This window comes from Mesorhizobium sp. P160927 (assembly GCF_057766385.1).
Genome location: NZ_JBYMDW010000001.1, coordinates 3159389 through 3177571 on the forward strand (window position 1 = coordinate 3159389; position 18183 = coordinate 3177571).

Consider the following 18183-nt stretch of genomic DNA (forward strand, 5'->3'; position numbering starts at 1 on the left):
GGATCAAGCGGGGCACCGATGCTGCGATACGTATTCCGGCGGCTTTTGACCGCCATCCCGACGCTGTTCGTCATCGTGACGATGGCGTTCTTCCTGATGCGCGTCGCGCCAGGCGGTCCATTCAACCAGGAGCGGGGGCTGAGCCCTGAGATCAAGGCCAACTTGGAAGCCCAGTTCGGCCTCAACGACCCGCTCTGGCTGCAATATGTCCATTATCTCGGCAATCTGCTGCGGGGCAATTTCGGCCCGAGCTACAACATGCCGGATTTCACAGTCACCGAACTGTTTGCCAAGGGCCTGCCCATTTCCGTTCAGCTCGGCGCCTCGGCGCTGATCCTGGCGCTGCTGCTCGGCAGCGTGCTCGGCACCATTGCCGCGCTCAACCAGAACAAGCTTGGCGACTATACCGTGATCGCCTTGGCGACAGCCGGCAGCACCATCCCGACCTTCGTCATCGCGCCGGTGATCCAGCTTGTCTTCGGGCTGACCTGGAGGCTGTTGCCGATCGGCGGCTGGGGCGACGGCGCCTTCATCAACAAGGTCGGCCCGGTGCTGACACTTGCCTTGCCTCAAATCGCCATCGTTGCCCGGCTGATGCGCGGCTCGATGATCGAGTCGCTGCGATCCCATCATATCCGAACGGCGCGCGCGCTCGGCCTTTCCGACTGGTCGGTGGTGGTTAAGCACGCGCTGCGCGGCGCTATCCTGCCGATCGTCTCGTTCACCGGCCCGGCGGCGGCGGCACTGCTGACCGGCTCGGTCATCGTCGAGACGATCTTCTCTATTCCCGGCGTCGGCCGCTATTTCGTCGATGCCGCGCTCAACCGCGATTATACGCTGGTGATGGGAACGGTGGTGGTGATCGCCATTTTTACCATCGTCTTCAACCTGATCGTCGACGTCATGTACGCGGTCGTCGACCCGAGGGTGCGCTATGACTGACATCGCAGCCACGGCCCCCGCAATCGTTGGTCGCTCGCTTTGGGGCGATGCCTGGGCGCGCCTCAAGGCAAACCGCGCCGCCATGTTCAGCCTCTACTACCTCGCCCTAATTGGGGTCATCAGCGTCTTTGGCCCGTGGTTCGTGCCGCACCAATACACGACCATCTACGCCGATTATGTGCGCATGCCGCCAAGCCTCTCGGCCTATCCGAAACCCGATATGATCGAGACGGCACTTACCGAAGCGATCAAACGCATGCGGGTCGAAATCAAGGACTGGCACCAGGAGGGGAGCCAGGTCTTCGTCACGGTCAAGTCGACCAAGCCGATCGACGACCGCAACATCCGCTACCTCGATCGCTCCGATGCCTTCGACGACACCAAGATCGAAAACAAGTCGTCCGACGGCCTCGAAGTGACGATGAGCGCGTCGGTCAAGCAGCAGTATTTCCTGTTCGGCACCGACAATACCGGCCGCGATCTTCTCTCCCGCACGCTGATGGCGGGGCGCATATCGCTGGCCATCGGTCTGCTTGCCGGTGTCGTGGCGGTGGTGATCGGCGTGATCTACGGCGCCGCCGCCGGCTTTTCCGGCGGCAAGGTCGATGAAGTGATGATGCGCATCGTCGACGTGCTCTATTCCTTGCCGTTCATCTTCTTCGTCATCATGCTGGTGGTGTTCTTCGGCCGCAACTTCGTGCTGATGTTCCTGGCGGTCGGTGCCGTGCTGTGGCTCGACATGGCGCGCATCGTGCGCGGCCAGGCGCTGTCGATTCGCCGGCAGGAATATGTCCAGGCGGCGGAAGCCATGGGCATTGGCCAGGGTGGCATCCTGATCCGCCATGTCATCCCGAACCTGCTTGGCCCGGTGGTGATCTACATGACGCTGCTGGTGCCGCAGGTCATCATCCTGGAGAGCTTCCTGTCGTTCCTCGGGCTCGGCATCCAGGAGCCGATGACCAGCTGGGGCGTGCTGATCTCGGTCGGCGCCAAGAACATCGGCACCGCCAACTGGCTGCTCCTGTTTCCCGCCTTCTTTCTGGTCTCGACGCTGTTCGCCTTGAATTTCGTCGGCGACGGCCTGCGCGACGCGCTCGACCCAAGGGATCGATAAAGATGGGGATCGATAAAGATGGGATCGATAAAGATGGGGATCGATAAAGATGGGGACCGCTGAAATGGCTGCTTCCGAAACGATCCTCAGCGTCAAGGACCTGCGCGTCCGCTTCCGCACGCTCGACGGTGCGGTCGAAGCGGTCAAGGGCATCAACATCCACGTCAACGCGGGCGAAACGGTTGCCGTGGTCGGCGAGTCCGGCTCCGGCAAGAGCCAGACGATGATGGCGGCGATGAGCCTGCTGGCCTCCAATGGCGAAGCGTCAGGCCAAGTCGACTATCGCGGCCGCAACCTGCTGACCCTGAGCAAGTCCGAGCTGAACAAGGTCCGCGGCCGCAAGATCAGCATGATCTTCCAGGAGCCGATGACTTCGCTCGATCCGCTCTATTCGATCGGCAACCAGCTGATCGAGCCGATCCGGCGGCATCGTGGCCTGAGTGCCGCCGCAGCGCATGAAGAGGCGCTCAAGCTGCTGCGGCTCGTGCATATTCCCGATCCGGAACGGCGGATGAAATCCTATCCGCACGAAATGTCCGGCGGCCAGCGCCAGCGCGTGATGATCGCGATGGCGCTTGCCAATGACCCCGACATCCTGATCGCCGACGAGCCGACGACGGCGCTTGACGTGACCATCCAGGCGCAGATCCTGATGCTTTTGGCCGAACTGCAGCGCAAGCTCGGCATGGCGATCGTCTTCATCACCCATGACCTCGGTATCGTCCGGCGCTTTGCCGACCGTGTCTATGTCATGCGCCAGGGCGAGGTGGTCGAGGAAGGCGAGGCGGAAGCCATTTTTGCCAATCCACGGCACGCCTATACCAAAATGCTGCTGGCGGCTGAGCCGACGGGAACCAAGTCGCCGCCGCCAGCCGATGCGCCGGTGGTGCTCGAAGGTAGGAATGTCGAAGTCACATTCAGGATCGGCGGTGGGTTTCTGGCCGGCGAACCGCTGATGCTGCGGGCCGTCGATCACATCTCGATCCGGCTGCAGCGCAACCAGACCATCGGCATTGTCGGCGAATCCGGCTCGGGCAAGTCGACGCTCGGCCGCGCCTTGCTGCGGTTGCTGCCAAGCGATGGGCTCATTCGGTTCGGCGATCGCGATATCTCCACTGCCGACCGGCGGCAGATGCGGCCGCTGCGGCGCCAGATGCAACTCGTCTTCCAGGACCCGTTCGGCTCGCTGTCGCCGCGCATGACCGTCGGTCAGGTCGTCACCGAAGGGCTACTGGTGCATGAGCCCAACCTTTCAGGAAAGCAGCGCGACCAGCGCGCGGTCGAGGCCCTGCGCGAGGTCGGCCTCGACCCCAATGCACGCAACCGGTACCCGCACGAATTTTCCGGCGGACAAAGGCAGCGCATCGCCATTGCCCGCGCCATGATTCTGAAGCCGAAGATGGTCGTGCTGGACGAGCCGACATCGGCGCTTGACCGCTCGGTGCAGAAACAGATCGTCGAACTGCTGCGCAAGCTGCAGGCCGACCACGAACTGTCCTATCTCTTCATCAGCCACGATCTGTCGGTCGTGCGCGCCTTGGCCGACTACATCATCGTCATGAAGCAAGGCAAGATCGTCGAAGAGGGGCCGACGGAAGAGATATTCAGGAATCCACGGGCGCCTTATACGCAGACGCTGATGAACGCCGCGATCGACGTCACTCGGTTTCGACTGAGCGCGTAAAGCGCCGGTAGGGGCAATTATCGCGGCGTCTTCTGTCGCTCAGCTCGCGCACTTGCGTGCGCGCACAGCGACAATGGCATCCTGCTGTTGCTTCAGCCGGTCGATCCTGGCCGTTTCACGGTTGGCGACCGCGGTCTTGACGCGCGATCCGCCCAGCAGCCAACGCGGCACGCTGGTGTTGGCGACCTTGCCTCGGGTGATCGCCGTCTGCGAGATGTCGCGCGCGCTACTTCCCAGCGCACTGTTCAGCTCGCTACAGCTTAGGCTCTCGTATTTGGCCGGATCGGCCGTCCTGCCGATCGATGAGCATCCGGCAGCCAGGAAGGCCACAGCCAGAAGAGCGGGTGCCGACCTTGTCCTTGAAATCAAACTCATGCGCGCGTCCGGCCCGGCCGTTTTGCCGCCTCCCTGATCTTCATCGATCAACCTCGCGCTGATACCCATTTCGTCAAAGTTTCACCGGCCGGCCAGTGCTCGCGTTCTGCACTTGGCTATCGGCCCGCTTATCGCTGTCGGAATTTTTACGCTGCTTGGGCGGCCAATTCGGTCATGGAGCAACCACCGCCGAGCACAATCTGGGCAATGTCGGCCGCATTGTCGTCTACATGCGCCGTCACCAGCACAATCCCCTCGCCGATACTTAGCCGCTCGGGTGTTCTGGTGGCCGCGACCATGGCTCCGAGTAATCCGCCGAGGCCGCCGCAGAACACGCTGACCAGGGCTATTGCCGACAGGCCGGTCGAGAAAAGGTTGATGTCGTAAACAGCGACGGCGCCGAGCCACGCCAACAGCCCGGCGGCAGCGGCCAGCATGACACCCGGGGACCTCAGGACATCGATTTCGTCACGATAGGGCCCGATAATGGCGATCTGTACGCGCGGGACCCCGGCCGCCAACAGGTCCCCGGCGATCCGCGCCGCTTCGGCATGGGATTCGAAAAGCTTACTGATTGTTGGCATGGTCACTCGGACGTTGCGTCCGTCAGCGTGTCGGTAACGAACGATGCGGCGATCAGATCGTCCCCGTCGATGCGGCCTCGGCCGCCTTCGATCACGGCCGCTACTTTTTGGAAGGTCTTCATTTCACCCTCGGTGATCTGAGCGTGTTGCATTCTGGTTTTGAGGCTATCTATGCGCATCCCCAATACATGGGATGTTACAGTCTCATGGTTGGACATTGTGGTGCTCATCCGTTCCCGCTTCGCTTGGTTTTCCGCGCCCGAACTCGAACTTGGGCCGAGTGGAAACGTTCCCGGCGCAGGGCTTCGGTCGGGTGGATGTCGGACCTAAGTCTGAGCCTAGAACGCATTGGTCTTGCCAAGCCGGCCGGCCGGAACAGCCGCTCTTTATCACCGTTGTCTGATTGCAAATTACGGGAGAAGTTTGATGGAAAAGAGTGTTGGTCAGGCGCGCTGGTTGCTCGCACCGATTTTCGCGGTGGCCATCACGTTCATGGTGGCTGGAATAGTCCTCAGCTAATCCCTTAGCACATTGGCTCAGCCAAGTTCCTTCGTAGGTCGATAGGCTTCGTCCGTCGCATGCAAGTGCAAGCGAGCATGGATTCGGCGAACCCTCAAGTCTTGGTGGCCAGTTCACTTCACCGAGCAGAATTCTCGCGACTTGCTTCCGAGTGGTGTGAGATATTCGGGGTTGAAACGATCCGCTTCGCATGGCTGTATTTCAGGCGAGAACTCGAAGCAATTTGCATGAAACGCGCCGCGCAGCGTGCTGGGCAAAGTCACCTGGTGGCCGGGCTCGCGAGAGCCGGGCCACCAGTCAGGCATCAGTAACCGCCGTTTTCCATCACCACCGGATGATGGTGACGGTGGTGGGTGGAGACGGAGCCGGTGACGACGACTGTATTCCGATGGTGATGCCAATGCCGACGGCCATGGTCATAGAACGCTACCCTCCCGTGGTGTCGGTAATGCAGGCGCTGGCCTTCCTCGTTGATGATCCTGACGTTGTGGTGGTGCCGATGGTGGGTCCTGATGACGACGTCAGCCTCGGCTGCCGAAGCCAAAGCGGGCAATCCCATCGAAAGCGCCAAAGCGCACATGATCATTGTTTTCATTGCAAGTTCTCCAACTGCTTTGATTAGCCCTTCGTTGGATACAACTGCTGCTGATCCCTTTGGTTCCGGTTCCCCGGGACAGCCGGACGCAAGCATCGAAGGGCTGGCTATCGCGTCGCCACGATTTGAAAATGAGGGGCTTGCTTCCGGCCATCTGCGCAGGCGGTGGCAAACACCACTCGCGTTCTGTCACTGCTAGGGAGGAACGCTCTGCCGCAGATGTGAAGACAATTCGCCCACCTGGCGCCAGATCCCGTCAGGCGACGGAACATTAGGCCGGCCTAACAGTTCTTCCCGCAGCAGACATCACGGTTTGGTGTCCGCTGAAGATCAGCAGGCAAAGGCTGATCGGCCCGCGTCCTCCGCCAGAGGCGCGGGCTTCACCGGGCAACAGGAGTGAGATTATGAACAACATTATTTGGCTCGTGGGAGCGGTGGTCGTCGTCATAGCGGTATTGAGCTTTTTCGGCCTCCGCTAGACGCCTGCACACGGTGGCAGGGACTTCGGGGCCCATGCCCCTAAGGGGAACGAATCTCGCGTCCGTTCCCAAGGTGCAGATCTTGGGCAAGGCTCTATCTCTGGTGAATCTCGGGTGGGGCGCCAAGGTCGGGATGCGCTAACATACTGAATTTCTGGTCGGAGTGGCAGGATTTGAACCTGCGACCCCCTCGTCCCGAACGAGGTGCGCTACCAGGCTGCGCTACACTCCGTGACCAGATCGCGGGCTTATAGCCGCCACACTTCGTTCCTGCAAGCGGCAATGGCAGCCCTTCTGTCGCATTTCGTACGCTTTCCGCGGGCATTGCCGGATGGCCCGAATTTCGGTCGGGGATAAACGCGGTTTAAAGCCTTGTGTGCTAAGCCGCTGCATTGATGCATCGTATTTCTGCCGCTTGGAGCCCTGCCGTCTTGCCCCTAAAAATCGTCGGCGAAGCTTGGCCAAACAGCTTCGAATTCGAAACCGCGGCGCTGATCAAGGCATCCGGTTTTCGTGAATATGACGCGCGCTGGTGGTTCGGCCATCCCGGTTCGACAGTGCCGCCAGAACTCAATCTGATCGGCGTCCAGGCGCTTGGCATGGGGCTCGTCACGATGATCCGGCGTCTCGGCGTCGGGCCCGACATCGTCACCGGGCATGATTTCCGTTCCTATTCGCTTGGCATCAAGCTGGCGTTGGTTTCGGGGCTGATGGCGGCCGGCGCGCGGGTGAAGGATATCGGTCTGGCGCTGTCGCCGATGGCCTATTTCGCGCAGTTCGCGCTCGATACGCGGTCGGTGGCCATGGTCACGGCCTCGCACAACGAAAATGGCTGGACCGGCGTCAAGATGGGAGCGGCGCGGCCGCTGACCTTCGGCCCCGAGGAGATGAGCGCGCTGAAGGCGATCGTGCTGGCCGGCGATTTCGACCTTGTTGGCGGCGGTTCCTATGATCTCGTTTCCGACTTTCGAGAGACCTATCTCGACGATCTGACCCGTGACAAGCGCATCACACGAAAGCTCAAAGTGGTTGCCGCCTGCGGCAATGGCACTGCTGGCGCCTTTGCCCCTGAAGCGCTGGAACGGATCGGCTGCGAAGTGATCCCGCTCGATGTCGAGCTTGATCATACGTTTCCAAACTACAATCCCAATCCGGAAGACATGCAGATGCTGCATGCCATCCGAGACAAGGTGCTGGAGACCGGCGCCGATGTCGGGTTGGGATTCGATGGCGACGGCGACCGCTGCGGTGTCGTCGACAATGAAGGCAACGAGATCTTTGCCGACAAGGTTGGCGTCATGCTTGCGCGGGATATCTCGCGGCTCCATCCGGGTTCGACCTTCGTCGTCGACGTCAAGTCGACCGGACTGTTCAACACCGACGCGGTGCTGCGCGCCAACGGCGCTGTCACCGACTATTGGAAGACCGGCCATTCCTACATCAAGCGCCGGGTTGCCGAACTCGGCGCGGTCGCCGGCTTCGAAAAATCAGGCCACTTCTTCTTCAACCCTCCGATCGGGCGCGGCTATGACGACGGACTGGTCACGGCAATCGCCATCTGTCAGATGTTGGAGCGTAACCCGGCCAGCTCGATGGCCGATCTCTACCGGGGCCTGCCGCTGACCTTCGGCTCCCCCACAATGTCCCCGCACTGCGCGGACGAAGTGAAGTATGGCGTCGTCGAACGGGTGGTCTCCGACTTTCAGGCCATGATGCGCGACGGCGCCACCTTCGCCGGCCAGAAGATATCGGACCTGATCACCGTCAACGGCGTGCGCGTCGTCGCCGAGGACGGCACCTGGGGTCTGGTGCGCGCTTCGTCGAACAAGCCGGAACTGGTCGTGGTCGTCGAAAGTCCGGTCTCGTCCGAGCGTCGCCGGCAGATGTTCGATGCCGTCGACGCCGTGCTGCGCCGCAGTCCGGAAGTCGGCGCTTACAACCAGACTTTTTGACAGGGCATCCATGGGCCAGCGCATCGTCAGTTTTGTCATGAGCGGCGGCGTCGGCTCTCGGCTATGGCCGCTGTCACGCGAGGACAATCCCAAGCAGTTCCACGATCTGTCGGGCGACGGTTCCATGCTCGTCAAGACCTTGCGCCGCCTGACGGCGAGACCGGCTGGCGAAACGCCGATCTTCCTGATCGCTTCGGAGCGTCATGCCGATCGTGTCCATGCCGACTTGGCCGGTCTCGATCTTGCCGGCGGCGGCCCCCTGTTCGAGCCGGCGGGACGCAACACGGCCGCCGCCGTCGCACTGGCGACCCTGCGCACGCTGTCGGAATTCGGCGACAGTCTGGTTCTGGTGGTGCCCTCGGATCATGAAATAGCGACAGCAGGGCAATTCTGGCAAAGTATCGAGGCGGGATCGCAGGCGGCGCGCGCCGGCCGTCTGGTGGTGTTCGGCATCAAACCGACCCAGCCGGAAACCGGCTACGGCTATATCGAGGTATCGGCCGAGAGGGGCGGGGTGTTCGACGTTTCGCGTTTCGTCGAGAAGCCCGACCTTGCGAAGGCCAACGACTATCTCAAGGCGGGAAATTTCTACTGGAATACCGGCATCTTCCTGTTTCGGGCCGGTGCCATGCGCGACACCTTCAAGACATTCCAGCCCGACATCTGGCACGCTACCGAAGCGGCTTACGAGGCGGCCACAACGGACCTGTCCGGCCTCTATATGCCGCTGGAACTCTACGCGGCGATCCCGTCGAACTCGATCGACTATGCCATCATGGAGCGGGCAAAAGACATAGCCATGGTGCCGGCCGGCTTCCGCTGGAACGATCTCGGCTCCTGGCAATCGCTCCTCGATGTCGGTCCCGCCGACGACCGGGGCAACGTCGTTGTCGGCGATGTCGTCGCCATCGATTGCGAGAATTCCTATATCCGCAGCGATGGCCGCCTGCTGTCGGCGATCGGCATGAAGGACGTTGCCATCGTCTCGACGGCGGATGCCACTTTCGTTGCCCCGGTGAGCCACAGCCAGCACGTCAAGAAGATCGTCGAACAACTCGAAAAATCAGGACGGCTGGAAACCAAATTCACGCCGGCGCATGACCGCGTCATCGAAAGTGGCGCCTGGCGGCGGCGCGTGCATCACTGGCTCTTCCAGGAGACCTTGCCGTTGTGGTCGACATCAGGCGTCGACGAGCGGCACGGTGGCTTTCACGAGGCGCTGGGTTTCGACACCAAGCCGCTTGTCAAGCCCAAGCGCATGCGCACCCAGGCCAGGCAGGTCTATGCCTTCGCGGTTGCCAAGGAGCGCGGTTGGACCGGGCCGGCCGACCGGCTGATCGCGCATGGCATCGACTTCATGGCGGGGCAGGGCCGCACCGAACGAGGCGGTTGGGTGCGCACGCTGAATGTCGATGGCTCCGTCGCCGATCCGGTCGAGGACGCCTACGATCATTCCTGCATTCTGCTGGCGTTGGCGCATGCGCATATGTCGGGCAATGCCGACGCCTTGCGGCTCGGCGAAGAGACCTTCGCCTTCCTTGACGCGCATCTGGAGGACAGCCGCATGACCGGCTTCCTCGACACCTCGGACGGAGCGGGCGAGCGACGCTCCAACCCGCACATGCATCTGCTCGAAGCTTTCCTGGCCTGGCACCAGGCAACCGGTGAGCGTGCGCATCTGCGTCGCGCGGCGCGCATCATCGAGCTCTTCCGCAGCCATTTCTTCGACGCTGAGAGCTGGACACTCGGCGAGTATTTCGATGCAGAATGGAAACCGGTACCGGGAGAGAAGGGGACCTGGACCGAACCTGGCCATCACTTCGAATGGGCATCGCTGCTGGTCGATTTCGCCGGCCGCAGCGGCCAGGCCGAACTGAGCGTCTTTGCCCGAAAACTCTACGCCTCGGCAGTCGCCAATGGCCTCAACCGGGCCACTGGCCTTGCTTATGGCGCAGTCTCGCGGCAAGGACTGCCGCTCGACCTGATCTCGCGCAGCTGGCCGCAGGCCGAGGCGCTCAAGGCGGCGATCGCGCTGGATGGCTCGGGCGGTCCCGATCTGAAGCCGGAGATCGAGGCGAGGGTCGGCCGGCTGTTCCGCTGGCACGTCGACCCGGCGCCGCTCGGCCTGTGGATCGATCGCATCGACGAACGCGGCCGCTCGCTGGCAACCGACGTGCCGGCGAGCATCTTCTACCATTTGGTCTGTGCGCTGACGCAGTATCTGGATGGAACGGCGGAGAAGTAGGCGGGATCAGTACGGACTGGCGACGTCCCCGGTTTCCACATAGATCGACTTCAGCTGCGAATAGAGCGCCAGCGCCGCCAGCGAATTCTCACGCCCGATGCCGGATTGCTTGACGCCGCCGAAGGGGATTTCCACCGGCGTCAGATTGTAGGCGTTGATCCAGCAGGTTCCGGCCTGCAACTCGGCGATGACGCGATGGGCGCGCGGCAGGTCGCGTGTGAAAACGCCGGCGGCAAGACCGAACTCGGTGTCGTTGGCGCGGTCGATCACCTCATCCTCGCTGTCGAATTTCAGCACGCTCATGACCGGGCCGAAAATCTCCTCGCGGGCGATCCGCATCGTGTCGGTGACGCCGGTGAACACGGTCGGCTCGACGAAGAAGCCGCCCTGGAAGCCCTGCAGCGACGGCACATTGCCGCCGCAGGCCAGCGTCGCCCCATCCAGCTTGCCGGCCTCGATATGGCCGACGACCTTGTCTTGCTGTGCCTTGGAGACCAGCGGGCCCATCTGCGTTTCCGGGTCGAGCGGATCGCCGATGCGGATTTTCTTGGTCCGCTCGACCAGCCGCTCGACAAAGCGGTCGTGAATACCGCTCTGGACGAAGACGCGCGTGCCGTTGGAACAGATCTGGCCGGTCGAATAGAAGTTGCCGAGCATGGCGCCGCCAATGGAATTTTCTAGATCGGCATCGTCGAAGACGATCAACGGCGACTTGCCGCCGAGTTCCATCGTCGCGTGCTTCATCCTGGAGCCCGCCAGCGACAGCACCTTGCGCCCGGTCGGCACCGAGCCGGTCACTGAGACCTTGGCGACGACATCATGGCCAACAAGGCCGGCGCCGACGTCGCCATAGCCTTGCACGACGTTGAACAGCCCGTCGGGCAGGCCGGCTTCCGAGTAGATCTCGGCCAGCGCCAGCGCCGAAAGCGGCGTGTTTTCCGATGGCTTGAACACCATGGCGTTGCCCATGGCGAGTGCGGGTGCGGATTTCCAGCCGGCGATCTGGATCGGATAGTTCCAGGCGCCGATCCCGACGCAGACGCCGAGCGCCTCGCGGCGCGTATAGGCGAATGGCCCGCCGAGGTCGACCGCTTCGCCGTTGAAGACAGCGACCGCGCCGGCGAAATATTCAAGGCAGTCCGCGGCGGAAGGTGCATCCGCCACCAGCGTCTCCTGGATCGCCTTCCCGGTGTCGAGCGTCTCGATGCGGGCAAGATCGGCGTTGCGGGCGCGCAAAATGTCGGCGGCTCGGCGCAGGATGCGGCCGCGCTCGACCGGCTTGAGGCGCGCCCAGGCCGGCTGTGCGGCGCGGGCGGCCTCGACCGCCAGTTCCAGCACGTTCGGCGTCGCCGAACGCAGCATGGCGATGGTCTCACCCGTAGCCGGATAGATCACCGGCAGCGGCGCGCCGCCTTCGTCCTCGATATAGCGTCCGTTGACATAGTGCGAAGCCGTGGGCTGGGCGCGCATGGGAAGTCTCCAAATCGTTTTGGCCCAAGCGACGGCTATTGGGCGGGCGCCTGTCGGGCGGCTCACTCTATCGGCGGATCATGGCCTATCTGTCGGACGCCTGCCAGCGCGGATTGATCCATGGTTCCTGGTTGGACGGCGCGAGCGGTGTGCGGCCAAGGATGTGATCGGACGCTTTTTCGCCGGTCATGATCGATGGCGCGTTGAGGTTGCCGTTGGTGACCCGCGGGAAGATCGAGGAGTCGGCGACCCGCAATCCGTCGACGCCGATAACCCGGCATTCCGGATCGACCACGCTCGATTGATCATCGACGTGGCCCATTCGGCAGGTGCCGCAGGGGTGGTAGGCGCTTTCGGCATGATCGCGAATGAACACGTCGAGATCGTCGTCCGACTGGACATGGCTGCCCGGAGAGAGTTCCTGTCCGCGATAGGCATCGAAGGCCGACTGGCCGAAGATTTCGCGGGTCAGGCGGATGCAGTGGCGGAACTCCGCCCAGTCGTCTGGATGCGACATGTAGTTGAAGCGGATGACCGGCTTCGCTTTCGGATCCGGCGAGCGTAGCGTCACCGAGCCGCGCGACTTCGAGCGCATCGGTCCGACATGCGCCTGGAAGCCGTGCGACTTCGCCGCCGCCTTGCCGTCATAACGCACCGCCGCCGGGATGAAGTGGTACTGGATGTCGGGATAGTCGACGCCTGCCTGCGAGCGCACGAAGGCGGCCGCCTCGAAATGATTGGTGGCGCCAAGGCCCGATTTGAAGAACAGCCACCGCGCCCCGATCATCGCCTTGGAGAACGGGTTCAGCACTGAATTCAGCGTGATCGGTTTGGTCGATTCCTGCTGTATGTAGAGCTCCAGATGGTCCTGCAGGTTGCCGCCGACTCCAGGCCGGTCGGCCACGACGGCAATGCCGTTTTCGCGCAAATGCCCGGCCGGGCCGATACCGGACAGCATCAGGATCTTTGGCGAGTTGATCGACGACGCCGCGACGATCACTTCACGTCGCGCCTTAACGACCTGAATCTGTTTGTGAGCTTCGATCTCGACGCCGATGGCGCGTTGATTCTCGATGATCACCCGGCGCGCGAAGCCTTTGACCAGTCTGACGTTTTTGCGCCGGAGGGCCGGCTTCATATAGGCTGATGCCGCCGACCAGCGGCGGCCGCCCAGAATGGTCTGCTCCATCGGGCCGAAGCCTTCCTGCTTGGCGCCATTGTAGTCGTCGGTCAGTTCAAACCCTGCCTGGCGGCCCGCTTCGACGAAGGCGCCATAGAGCGGATTGCGCCGCGAGCCGCGCTGCACATGCAGCGGGCCGCCGTGCCCGCGCCAGCCGTCCTCGCCGCCGTCTGAGTCCTCCATGCGCTTGAAGTAGGGCAGCACGTCGGCGAAGCCCCAGCCGGTCGCGCCCTGTTCGGCCCAATGGTCGAAGTCGCGGGCGTGGCCGCGCACATAGACCATGCCGTTGATCGAGGACGAGCCGCCGATCACCTTGCCGCGCGGTGTCGCCAGCACGCGGCCACCCAGATGCGGTTCCGGTTCACTGGCGAAGCCCCAGTCGTAGAGGCTCATGTTGAGCGGTATCGACAGCGCCGAAGGCATCTGGATTAACGGCCCGATATCGGTGCCGCCGAATTCGATGACGATGACCGAATGCTTGCCATCTTCCGACAGGCGGTAGGCCATGGCCGAACCGGCGGACCCGGAGCCGATGATGATGAAATCCGCTTCAAGCATGGTTCATATGCGCCATAAAATCGGCGAGCGAAACGTTGCCGCCGGTAGCCACCACCAGGACGGTCTTTTCCGCCACATCCACCTTGCCACCAGCAATGCCGCCAGCGACGCCGCACCTGACGGTTCGAGCACCAGCTTCATACGCTCGAAAGCGATCCGCATCGCGCGCCGCACCGACTGATCGTCGACCGTGATGCCGCGCACGCCAGCGGTCTTGACCGCGGCGAACGGCGCGTCGCCGGGCCGGCGCGACATCAGTCCGTCGCAGATCGATTTAGGACCGATCGGCATGGTCTCGATGCTGCCATGCGCCAGCGACGAGCCCATGCCGTCGAACCCTTCGGGCTCGACGCCGACGATCTCGGTCGCCGGCGACAGATAGTGGAAGGCGAGCGAAACGCCGCCGATCAGCCCACCGCCACCGACCGAGCAGAACAGGAGATCGGCACTGGCATCCCTAGCCGACAGCTGGTCGAGCGCCTCGAGGCCGGCACCTGCCTGACCCGCGACGATCTCGGGATCGTCGAATGGATGCAGGAGCGCTAGCCCTTCTGTTTCAGCGATTTCGCGCGCCTTGGCCGCCGCGACCTCTTCACGCGCGCGATCGCCATGGTCTGTCAGCACAACGCGCGCGCCATAGCCTGCGGTAGCATCGCGCTTGGCGGCCGGCGCGTCGATCGGCATGACGATGGTCACCGGAATGCCAAGCGCCTGGCCGGCCGCAGCCAGCCCTTGCGCGAAATTGCCGGAGGAATAGGCGACGACGCCCTTCTTCGCCTCGTCGGGCGAAAGCCGCTTCAGCCGCCAATAAGCGCCGCGGACCTTGAAGGATCCGGCCCATTGCAGCGATTCCGGCTTGATGAAGACGCGAGACGCGCCGGTCTCCCTGGCGAGCGCCGCCGATTCCAGCAGCGGCGTGACCTGTGTCGCCCGTGACGTTACCGCATAGGCCTGCCTGAGATGGTCGAGAGTGGGAACGAGAAGGTCTGCCATCATTCGCCTCGCGGATACCTTTTGCTCTCTTCGAGATTGTCCAGGTTCATGTGATTGCGCATGTACCGCTCTGACGCCTTCTGCAAGGGCTGGAAATCCCAGGGGTAGTAGGCGCCGTTGCGCAGCGCCGGATAGACGACCCAGCGGCGTGCCTGGTTTTCGCGCACGGCGGCATCGAAGCCGGCCATGTCCCAACGCGCCCGGACCTTTTCCAGGAATGCCGCCACAAGACCCGCATTGGCGGGGTCGTCGGCCAGGTTGTCCCGCTCGAGCGGATCGGCTTCGAGATCGAACAATTGCGGCGGATCGAGTTCGCAATGGACGAATTTGTATCTGCCTTCGCGGATTGCCACCAAGGGCGCATAGGACCCCTCCGCCGCGTACTCGATCAGCACCGGTGCCGTGCGCTGCCCGCCCTTGGTGAGCGGCAGCAGCGACTGGCCGTCGGTCCACGGCGCGATCGCCCCGATGTCGATGCCGGCAAGGTCGCAAAGTGTTGGTGCCACGTCGAGATTGGAGACCGGCGCCTCGATCAGCCCGGCACGAATGCCCTTGCCGGCGATCATCAACGGCACCCGCGCCGAGCCTTCGAAGAAGCTCATTTTGAACCACAGGCCTCGCTCGCCGAGCATGTCGCCGTGATCCGAACAGAACAGGATGATCGTGTCGTCGGACATACGCGTCCGCGTGAGAACGTCGAGGAGCTCGCCGACCTTGTCGTCGACATAGGAGATGTTGGCGAAATAGCCGCGGCGCGAACGACGCACCTCTTCGGGCGTGATCTCGAAAGAGGGATAGTCGCTGGCATGGTACAGTCGCCGAGAATGCGGATCCTGCTCGTCTTCAGCGATGTACCCGGTTTCCGGATCCAGCACCTGGCAATGCTCATAGAGATCCCAGTACTGCTTGCGCGCGACATAGGGATCGTGTGGGTGCGAGAGCGAGACGGTCAGGCACCAGGGCCGATGGCTCGCATCGTCCTGTTCGCGCGAAAGCTGATAGAGCTTCTGAGACGCGAGGAACACGACCTCGTCGTCATACTCCATCTGGTTGGTTGTTTCCGCAACGCCGGCGCCGGTCACCGAACCCAGATTATGATACCACCACTCAATGCGCTCGCCGGGTTTGCGGTAGTCCGGCGTCCAGCCGAAATCCGCCGGATAGATGTCGGTGGTCAGCCGTTCCTCGAAGCCGTGCAGCTGATCCGGTCCGACGAAATGCATCTTGCCCGACAGGCAGGTGTAGTAGCCGGCCGCACGCAAATGATGGGCGAAGGTGGGGATCGACGAGGCGAACTCGGCGGCATTGTCATAGACACCGGTGCGCGACGGCAACTGGCCGCTCATGAAGGAGGCGCGGCCCGGCGCGCAGAGTGGCGAGGCGGTGTAGTTGTTGGCAAAGCGCGCCGAACGCGCGGCCAGCCCCTTCAGATGCGGCGTGTGCAGAAATTCCGCCGGCCCATCCGGGAACAAGGTCCCATTGAGCTGGTCGACCATGACGATCAGGAAATTGGGTCGCTTCGCTGTCACTGCTTGTGCCGTCCGCCAAGTTTGGTTTCGAGATAATCCTCGACCAGCGCGATCGCTGTCGCGGCGTCAGGCACGCCATCCTTCAGCGCGCGCCTGATGTAGAGCCCGTCGATCATCGCCGCCGTCGCTTCCGCGGCGCGATCGGCTTCTGTCCTCGGCAGGATGCCGGTCAATCCACTCATCAGGTTGGAATGCAGCCGCCGGGCATAGATTCTGAGCAGCCGGCGCAGCGAAGACGATTGCTGCGCCTCGACATAAAAAGCGAGCCATGCGGCGATGGTTTCGGCCCGGAACTGGACATCGGAGAAGTTGACGGCGACCACGACCGAGACGCGCTCGCGCGCGGTGCCGGCGCACTGCAGGGCGCGGCGCATATCGATGGTCAGTTCGGCCAGGATGTGCCGCATCGTCGCGAACAGCAGCTCGTCCTTGGCGCCGAAATAGTGGTGGGCAAGCGCAGAAGACACACCGGCGCGTCCGGCGATCTCCGACATGGTCACGTCAAGCGAGCCACGCTCGCCGATCGCCGAGATCGTCGCGTCGATGAGCGCCCTGCGGCGCAATGGCTCCATTCCGACTTTTGGCATGCCGTTCCCGATTTTTGCGGGAGATTATTTTTTATTGACGCGTCAATCAATAAAAAATCGACCTCGACGCGACCTGTACCAAGCGATTTTCGCGTTGCGGCCCTTCACGGCTCCGGTGAGAATGTTTATATTTGAACAATAAAGGCGAAGTGCGTCACGAGCCGTGGGCGGTGGCGCCAAGATGGAGACCGCCATGACCGCATGCATCGTTGGCTGGGCGCATTCGCGCTTTGGCAAGCTTGAGGGCGAGACGCTCGAAAACCTGATCGTCAAGGTCGCGACGGACGCGCTCGACCATGCCGGCATCGGCCCGGACGAGGTCGACGAGATCGTGCTTGGCCATTTCAATGCCGGCTTTTCGGCGCAGGATTTCACGGCAAGTCTGGTTCTCCAGGCGGACGACCGGCTGCGCTTCAAGCCGGCGACACGCGTCGAGAATGCTTGCGCCACCGGTTCGGCCGCCGTCAGGCAAGGTGTCCGCGCCATTGATGCGAACGCCGCCCGAATCGTGCTGGTGGTTGGCGCCGAGCAGATGACGACGACGCCCGGGCCCGAAATCGGCAAGAATTTGCTTAAGGCTTCCTATCTGCCCGAGGACGGCGAGACGCCAGCCGGCTTCGCCGGCGTCTTCGGCAAGATCTCGCAGGCCTATTTCCAGCGCTATGGCGACCAGTCGGATGCGCTAGCCATGATCGCTGCCAAGAACCACAAGAATGGCGTCGACAATCCCTATGCGCAGATGCGCAAGGATTTCGGCTATGACTTCTGCCGGCAGGAAAGCGAGAAAAACCCGTTCGTCGCCGGTCCTCTCAAACGTACCGACTGCTCGTTGGTCTCCGACGGCGCCGCTGCCCTTGTCCTTGCCGACACGGCAACGGCGCTGAAGATGCGCCGCGCGGTCGCCTTCCGCGCTAACGAGCATGTGCAGGATTTCCTGCCGATGTCGAAGCGCGACATCCTGACGTTCGAGGGGTGCGAGCAGGCCTGGACCCGCGCTTTGAAGAATGCCGGCGTAACGCTCGACGATCTCTCCTTCGTCGAGACGCATGACTGCTTCACCATCGCCGAGTTGATCGAGTATGAAGCGATGGGACTGGCCAAGCCCGGTGAGGGCGCAAAACTGGCGCTGGATGGCACAACGGCAAAAAACGGCCGCCTGCCGGTCAATCCCTCCGGCGGGCTGAAGGCCAAGGGCCATCCAATCGGCGCCACCGGCGTCTCCATGCATGTCTTGACCGCCATGCAGCTTGTCGGCGAAGCCGGCGGCATCCAGGTGCCGGGCGCGAAACTCGGCGGCATCTTCAATATGGGCGGCGCGGCGGTCGCCAACTACGTTTCCATTCTCGACCGGATCAGGTAAACCGCCCGGCATTCGTG

14 protein-coding genes, 1 tRNA gene and 1 pseudogene are annotated in these 18183 nt (G+C 62.8%); 6 read left to right on the forward strand and 10 right to left on the reverse strand.

Annotation, left to right across the window (positions count from 1 at the left end):
* Window positions 1–18 precede the first annotated feature (18 nt).
* The 3 genes from AC3CB8_RS15105 to AC3CB8_RS15115 all read left to right on the forward strand — a co-directional run bounded on the left by AC3CB8_RS15105 (window position 19) and on the right by AC3CB8_RS15115 (window position 3740).
* Complete coding sequence (locus AC3CB8_RS15105; RefSeq protein WP_015318681.1) at window positions 19–942, forward strand: ABC transporter permease subunit; 924 nt, start codon at window positions 19–21, stop codon at window positions 940–942.
* Entirely contained in the window at window positions 935–2056 is a 1122-nt protein-coding gene (locus AC3CB8_RS15110) for an ABC transporter permease (protein WP_023784610.1), read from the forward strand. Before AC3CB8_RS15105 ends, AC3CB8_RS15110 begins: the two co-directional genes overlap by 8 nt.
* 64 nt (window positions 2057–2120) lie before the next feature.
* Window positions 2121–3740 (forward strand): ABC transporter ATP-binding protein, encoded by a 1620-nt coding sequence (locus AC3CB8_RS15115; protein ID WP_352564950.1) that lies wholly within the window; start codon window positions 2121–2123, stop codon window positions 3738–3740.
* 39 nt (window positions 3741–3779) lie between these two features.
* Here the strand turns inward: AC3CB8_RS15115 and AC3CB8_RS15120 are convergent, their stop codons facing one another.
* The 5 genes from AC3CB8_RS15120 to AC3CB8_RS15140 form a co-directional block, all read right to left on the reverse strand.
* Complete coding sequence (locus tag AC3CB8_RS15120) at window positions 3780–4115, reverse strand: hypothetical protein (protein WP_023771525.1); 336 nt, start codon at window positions 4113–4115, stop codon at window positions 3780–3782.
* Between the two features lie 146 nt (window positions 4116–4261).
* Window positions 4262–4699, reverse strand: a complete 438-nt coding sequence (locus AC3CB8_RS15125) for a hypothetical protein (RefSeq protein WP_023771526.1) — start codon at window positions 4697–4699, stop codon at window positions 4262–4264.
* A gap of 2 nt (window positions 4700–4701) precedes the next feature.
* Window positions 4702–4917, reverse strand: coding sequence for a hypothetical protein (locus AC3CB8_RS15130; protein ID WP_023771527.1), 216 nt, complete (start codon window positions 4915–4917; stop codon window positions 4702–4704).
* A gap of 605 nt (window positions 4918–5522) precedes the next feature.
* The gene (locus AC3CB8_RS15135) at window positions 5523–5813 is read right to left on the reverse strand and encodes a hypothetical protein (protein ID WP_023784612.1); all 291 of its coding nucleotides are present in this window, start codon (window positions 5811–5813) and stop codon (window positions 5523–5525) included.
* A 634-nt stretch (window positions 5814–6447) separates the two neighbouring features.
* Window positions 6448–6524: transfer RNA gene (locus tag AC3CB8_RS15140), tRNA-Pro, on the reverse strand.
* Between the two features lie 199 nt (window positions 6525–6723).
* On the opposite strand from AC3CB8_RS15140, the gene AC3CB8_RS15145 reads away from it, so the two are divergent.
* Together AC3CB8_RS15145 and AC3CB8_RS15150 are read left to right on the forward strand one after the other, a co-directional pair.
* A complete protein-coding gene (locus AC3CB8_RS15145) occupies window positions 6724–8244 on the forward strand; it encodes a phosphomannomutase/phosphoglucomutase (protein WP_352596543.1) in 1521 nt (506 codons plus the stop codon).
* A 10-nt stretch (window positions 8245–8254) separates the two neighbouring features.
* On the forward strand, window positions 8255–10489 hold the full coding sequence (locus AC3CB8_RS15150; RefSeq protein ID WP_488377321.1) for a mannose-1-phosphate guanylyltransferase/mannose-6-phosphate isomerase: 2235 nt from the start codon (window positions 8255–8257) through the stop codon (window positions 10487–10489).
* A gap of 6 nt (window positions 10490–10495) precedes the next feature.
* On the opposite strand, the gene betB is transcribed toward AC3CB8_RS15150, so the two are convergent.
* From betB to betI, 5 genes and pseudogenes are all read right to left on the reverse strand, one after another.
* Window positions 10496–11959, reverse strand: coding sequence for a betaine-aldehyde dehydrogenase (betB, locus tag AC3CB8_RS15155; protein WP_023771534.1), 1464 nt, complete (start codon window positions 11957–11959; stop codon window positions 10496–10498).
* Between the two features lie 85 nt (window positions 11960–12044).
* Complete coding sequence (betA, locus tag AC3CB8_RS15160) at window positions 12045–13697, reverse strand: choline dehydrogenase (RefSeq protein WP_352564957.1); 1653 nt, start codon at window positions 13695–13697, stop codon at window positions 12045–12047.
* Window positions 13690–14693, reverse strand: a pseudogene (locus AC3CB8_RS15165) (threonine/serine dehydratase family protein). The gene betA and the pseudogene AC3CB8_RS15165 overlap by 8 nt, the downstream one beginning before the upstream one ends.
* Window positions 14690–16219: a choline-sulfatase gene (gene betC / locus AC3CB8_RS15170; protein ID WP_023771537.1), complete on the reverse strand. Its 1530-nt coding sequence runs from the start codon at window positions 16217–16219 to the stop codon at window positions 14690–14692. The pseudogene AC3CB8_RS15165 and the gene betC overlap by 4 nt, the downstream one beginning before the upstream one ends.
* Window positions 16216–16806 carry a choline-binding transcriptional repressor BetI gene (betI, locus tag AC3CB8_RS15175; protein WP_023771538.1) on the reverse strand — a complete coding sequence of 197 codons (591 nt, stop codon included), beginning with the start codon at window positions 16804–16806 and terminating at the stop codon, window positions 16216–16218. The genes betC and betI overlap by 4 nt, the downstream gene beginning before the upstream one ends.
* 193 nt (window positions 16807–16999) lie before the next feature.
* Here betI and AC3CB8_RS15180 point away from each other — a divergent pair, with 193 nt between their 5' ends.
* A complete protein-coding gene (locus AC3CB8_RS15180) occupies window positions 17000–18166 on the forward strand; it encodes an acetyl-CoA acetyltransferase (RefSeq protein ID WP_352564960.1) in 1167 nt (388 codons plus the stop codon).
* Window positions 18167–18183: the final 17 nt, after the last annotated feature.

What these genes read in the sequence shown, in the direction of transcription:
- AC3CB8_RS15105 (WP_015318681.1), top strand. Translation starts at nt 19, where the DNA reads ATGCTGCGATACGTATTCCGGCGGCTTTTGACCGCCATCCCGACGCTG.
- AC3CB8_RS15110 (WP_023784610.1), top strand. Translation starts at nt 935, where the DNA reads ATGACTGACATCGCAGCCACGGCCCCCGCAATCGTTGGTCGCTCGCTT.
- AC3CB8_RS15115 (WP_352564950.1), top strand. Translation starts at nt 2,121, where the DNA reads ATGGCTGCTTCCGAAACGATCCTCAGCGTCAAGGACCTGCGCGTCCGC.
- AC3CB8_RS15120 (WP_023771525.1), bottom strand. Translation starts at nt 4,115, where the DNA reads ATGAGTTTGATTTCAAGGACAAGGTCGGCACCCGCTCTTCTGGCTGTG.
- AC3CB8_RS15125 (WP_023771526.1), bottom strand. Translation starts at nt 4,699, where the DNA reads ATGCCAACAATCAGTAAGCTTTTCGAATCCCATGCCGAAGCGGCGCGG.
- AC3CB8_RS15130 (WP_023771527.1), bottom strand. Translation starts at nt 4,917, where the DNA reads ATGTCCAACCATGAGACTGTAACATCCCATGTATTGGGGATGCGCATA.
- AC3CB8_RS15135 (WP_023784612.1), bottom strand. Translation starts at nt 5,813, where the DNA reads ATGAAAACAATGATCATGTGCGCTTTGGCGCTTTCGATGGGATTGCCC.
- AC3CB8_RS15150 (WP_488377321.1), top strand. Translation starts at nt 8,255, where the DNA reads ATGGGCCAGCGCATCGTCAGTTTTGTCATGAGCGGCGGCGTCGGCTCT.
- betB (WP_023771534.1), bottom strand. Translation starts at nt 11,959, where the DNA reads ATGCGCGCCCAGCCCACGGCTTCGCACTATGTCAACGGACGCTATATC.
- betA (WP_352564957.1), bottom strand. Translation starts at nt 13,697, where the DNA reads ATGCTTGAAGCGGATTTCATCATCATCGGCTCCGGGTCCGCCGGTTCG.
- betI (WP_023771538.1), bottom strand. Translation starts at nt 16,806, where the DNA reads ATGCCAAAAGTCGGAATGGAGCCATTGCGCCGCAGGGCGCTCATCGAC.
- AC3CB8_RS15180 (WP_352564960.1), top strand. Translation starts at nt 17,000, where the DNA reads ATGACCGCATGCATCGTTGGCTGGGCGCATTCGCGCTTTGGCAAGCTT.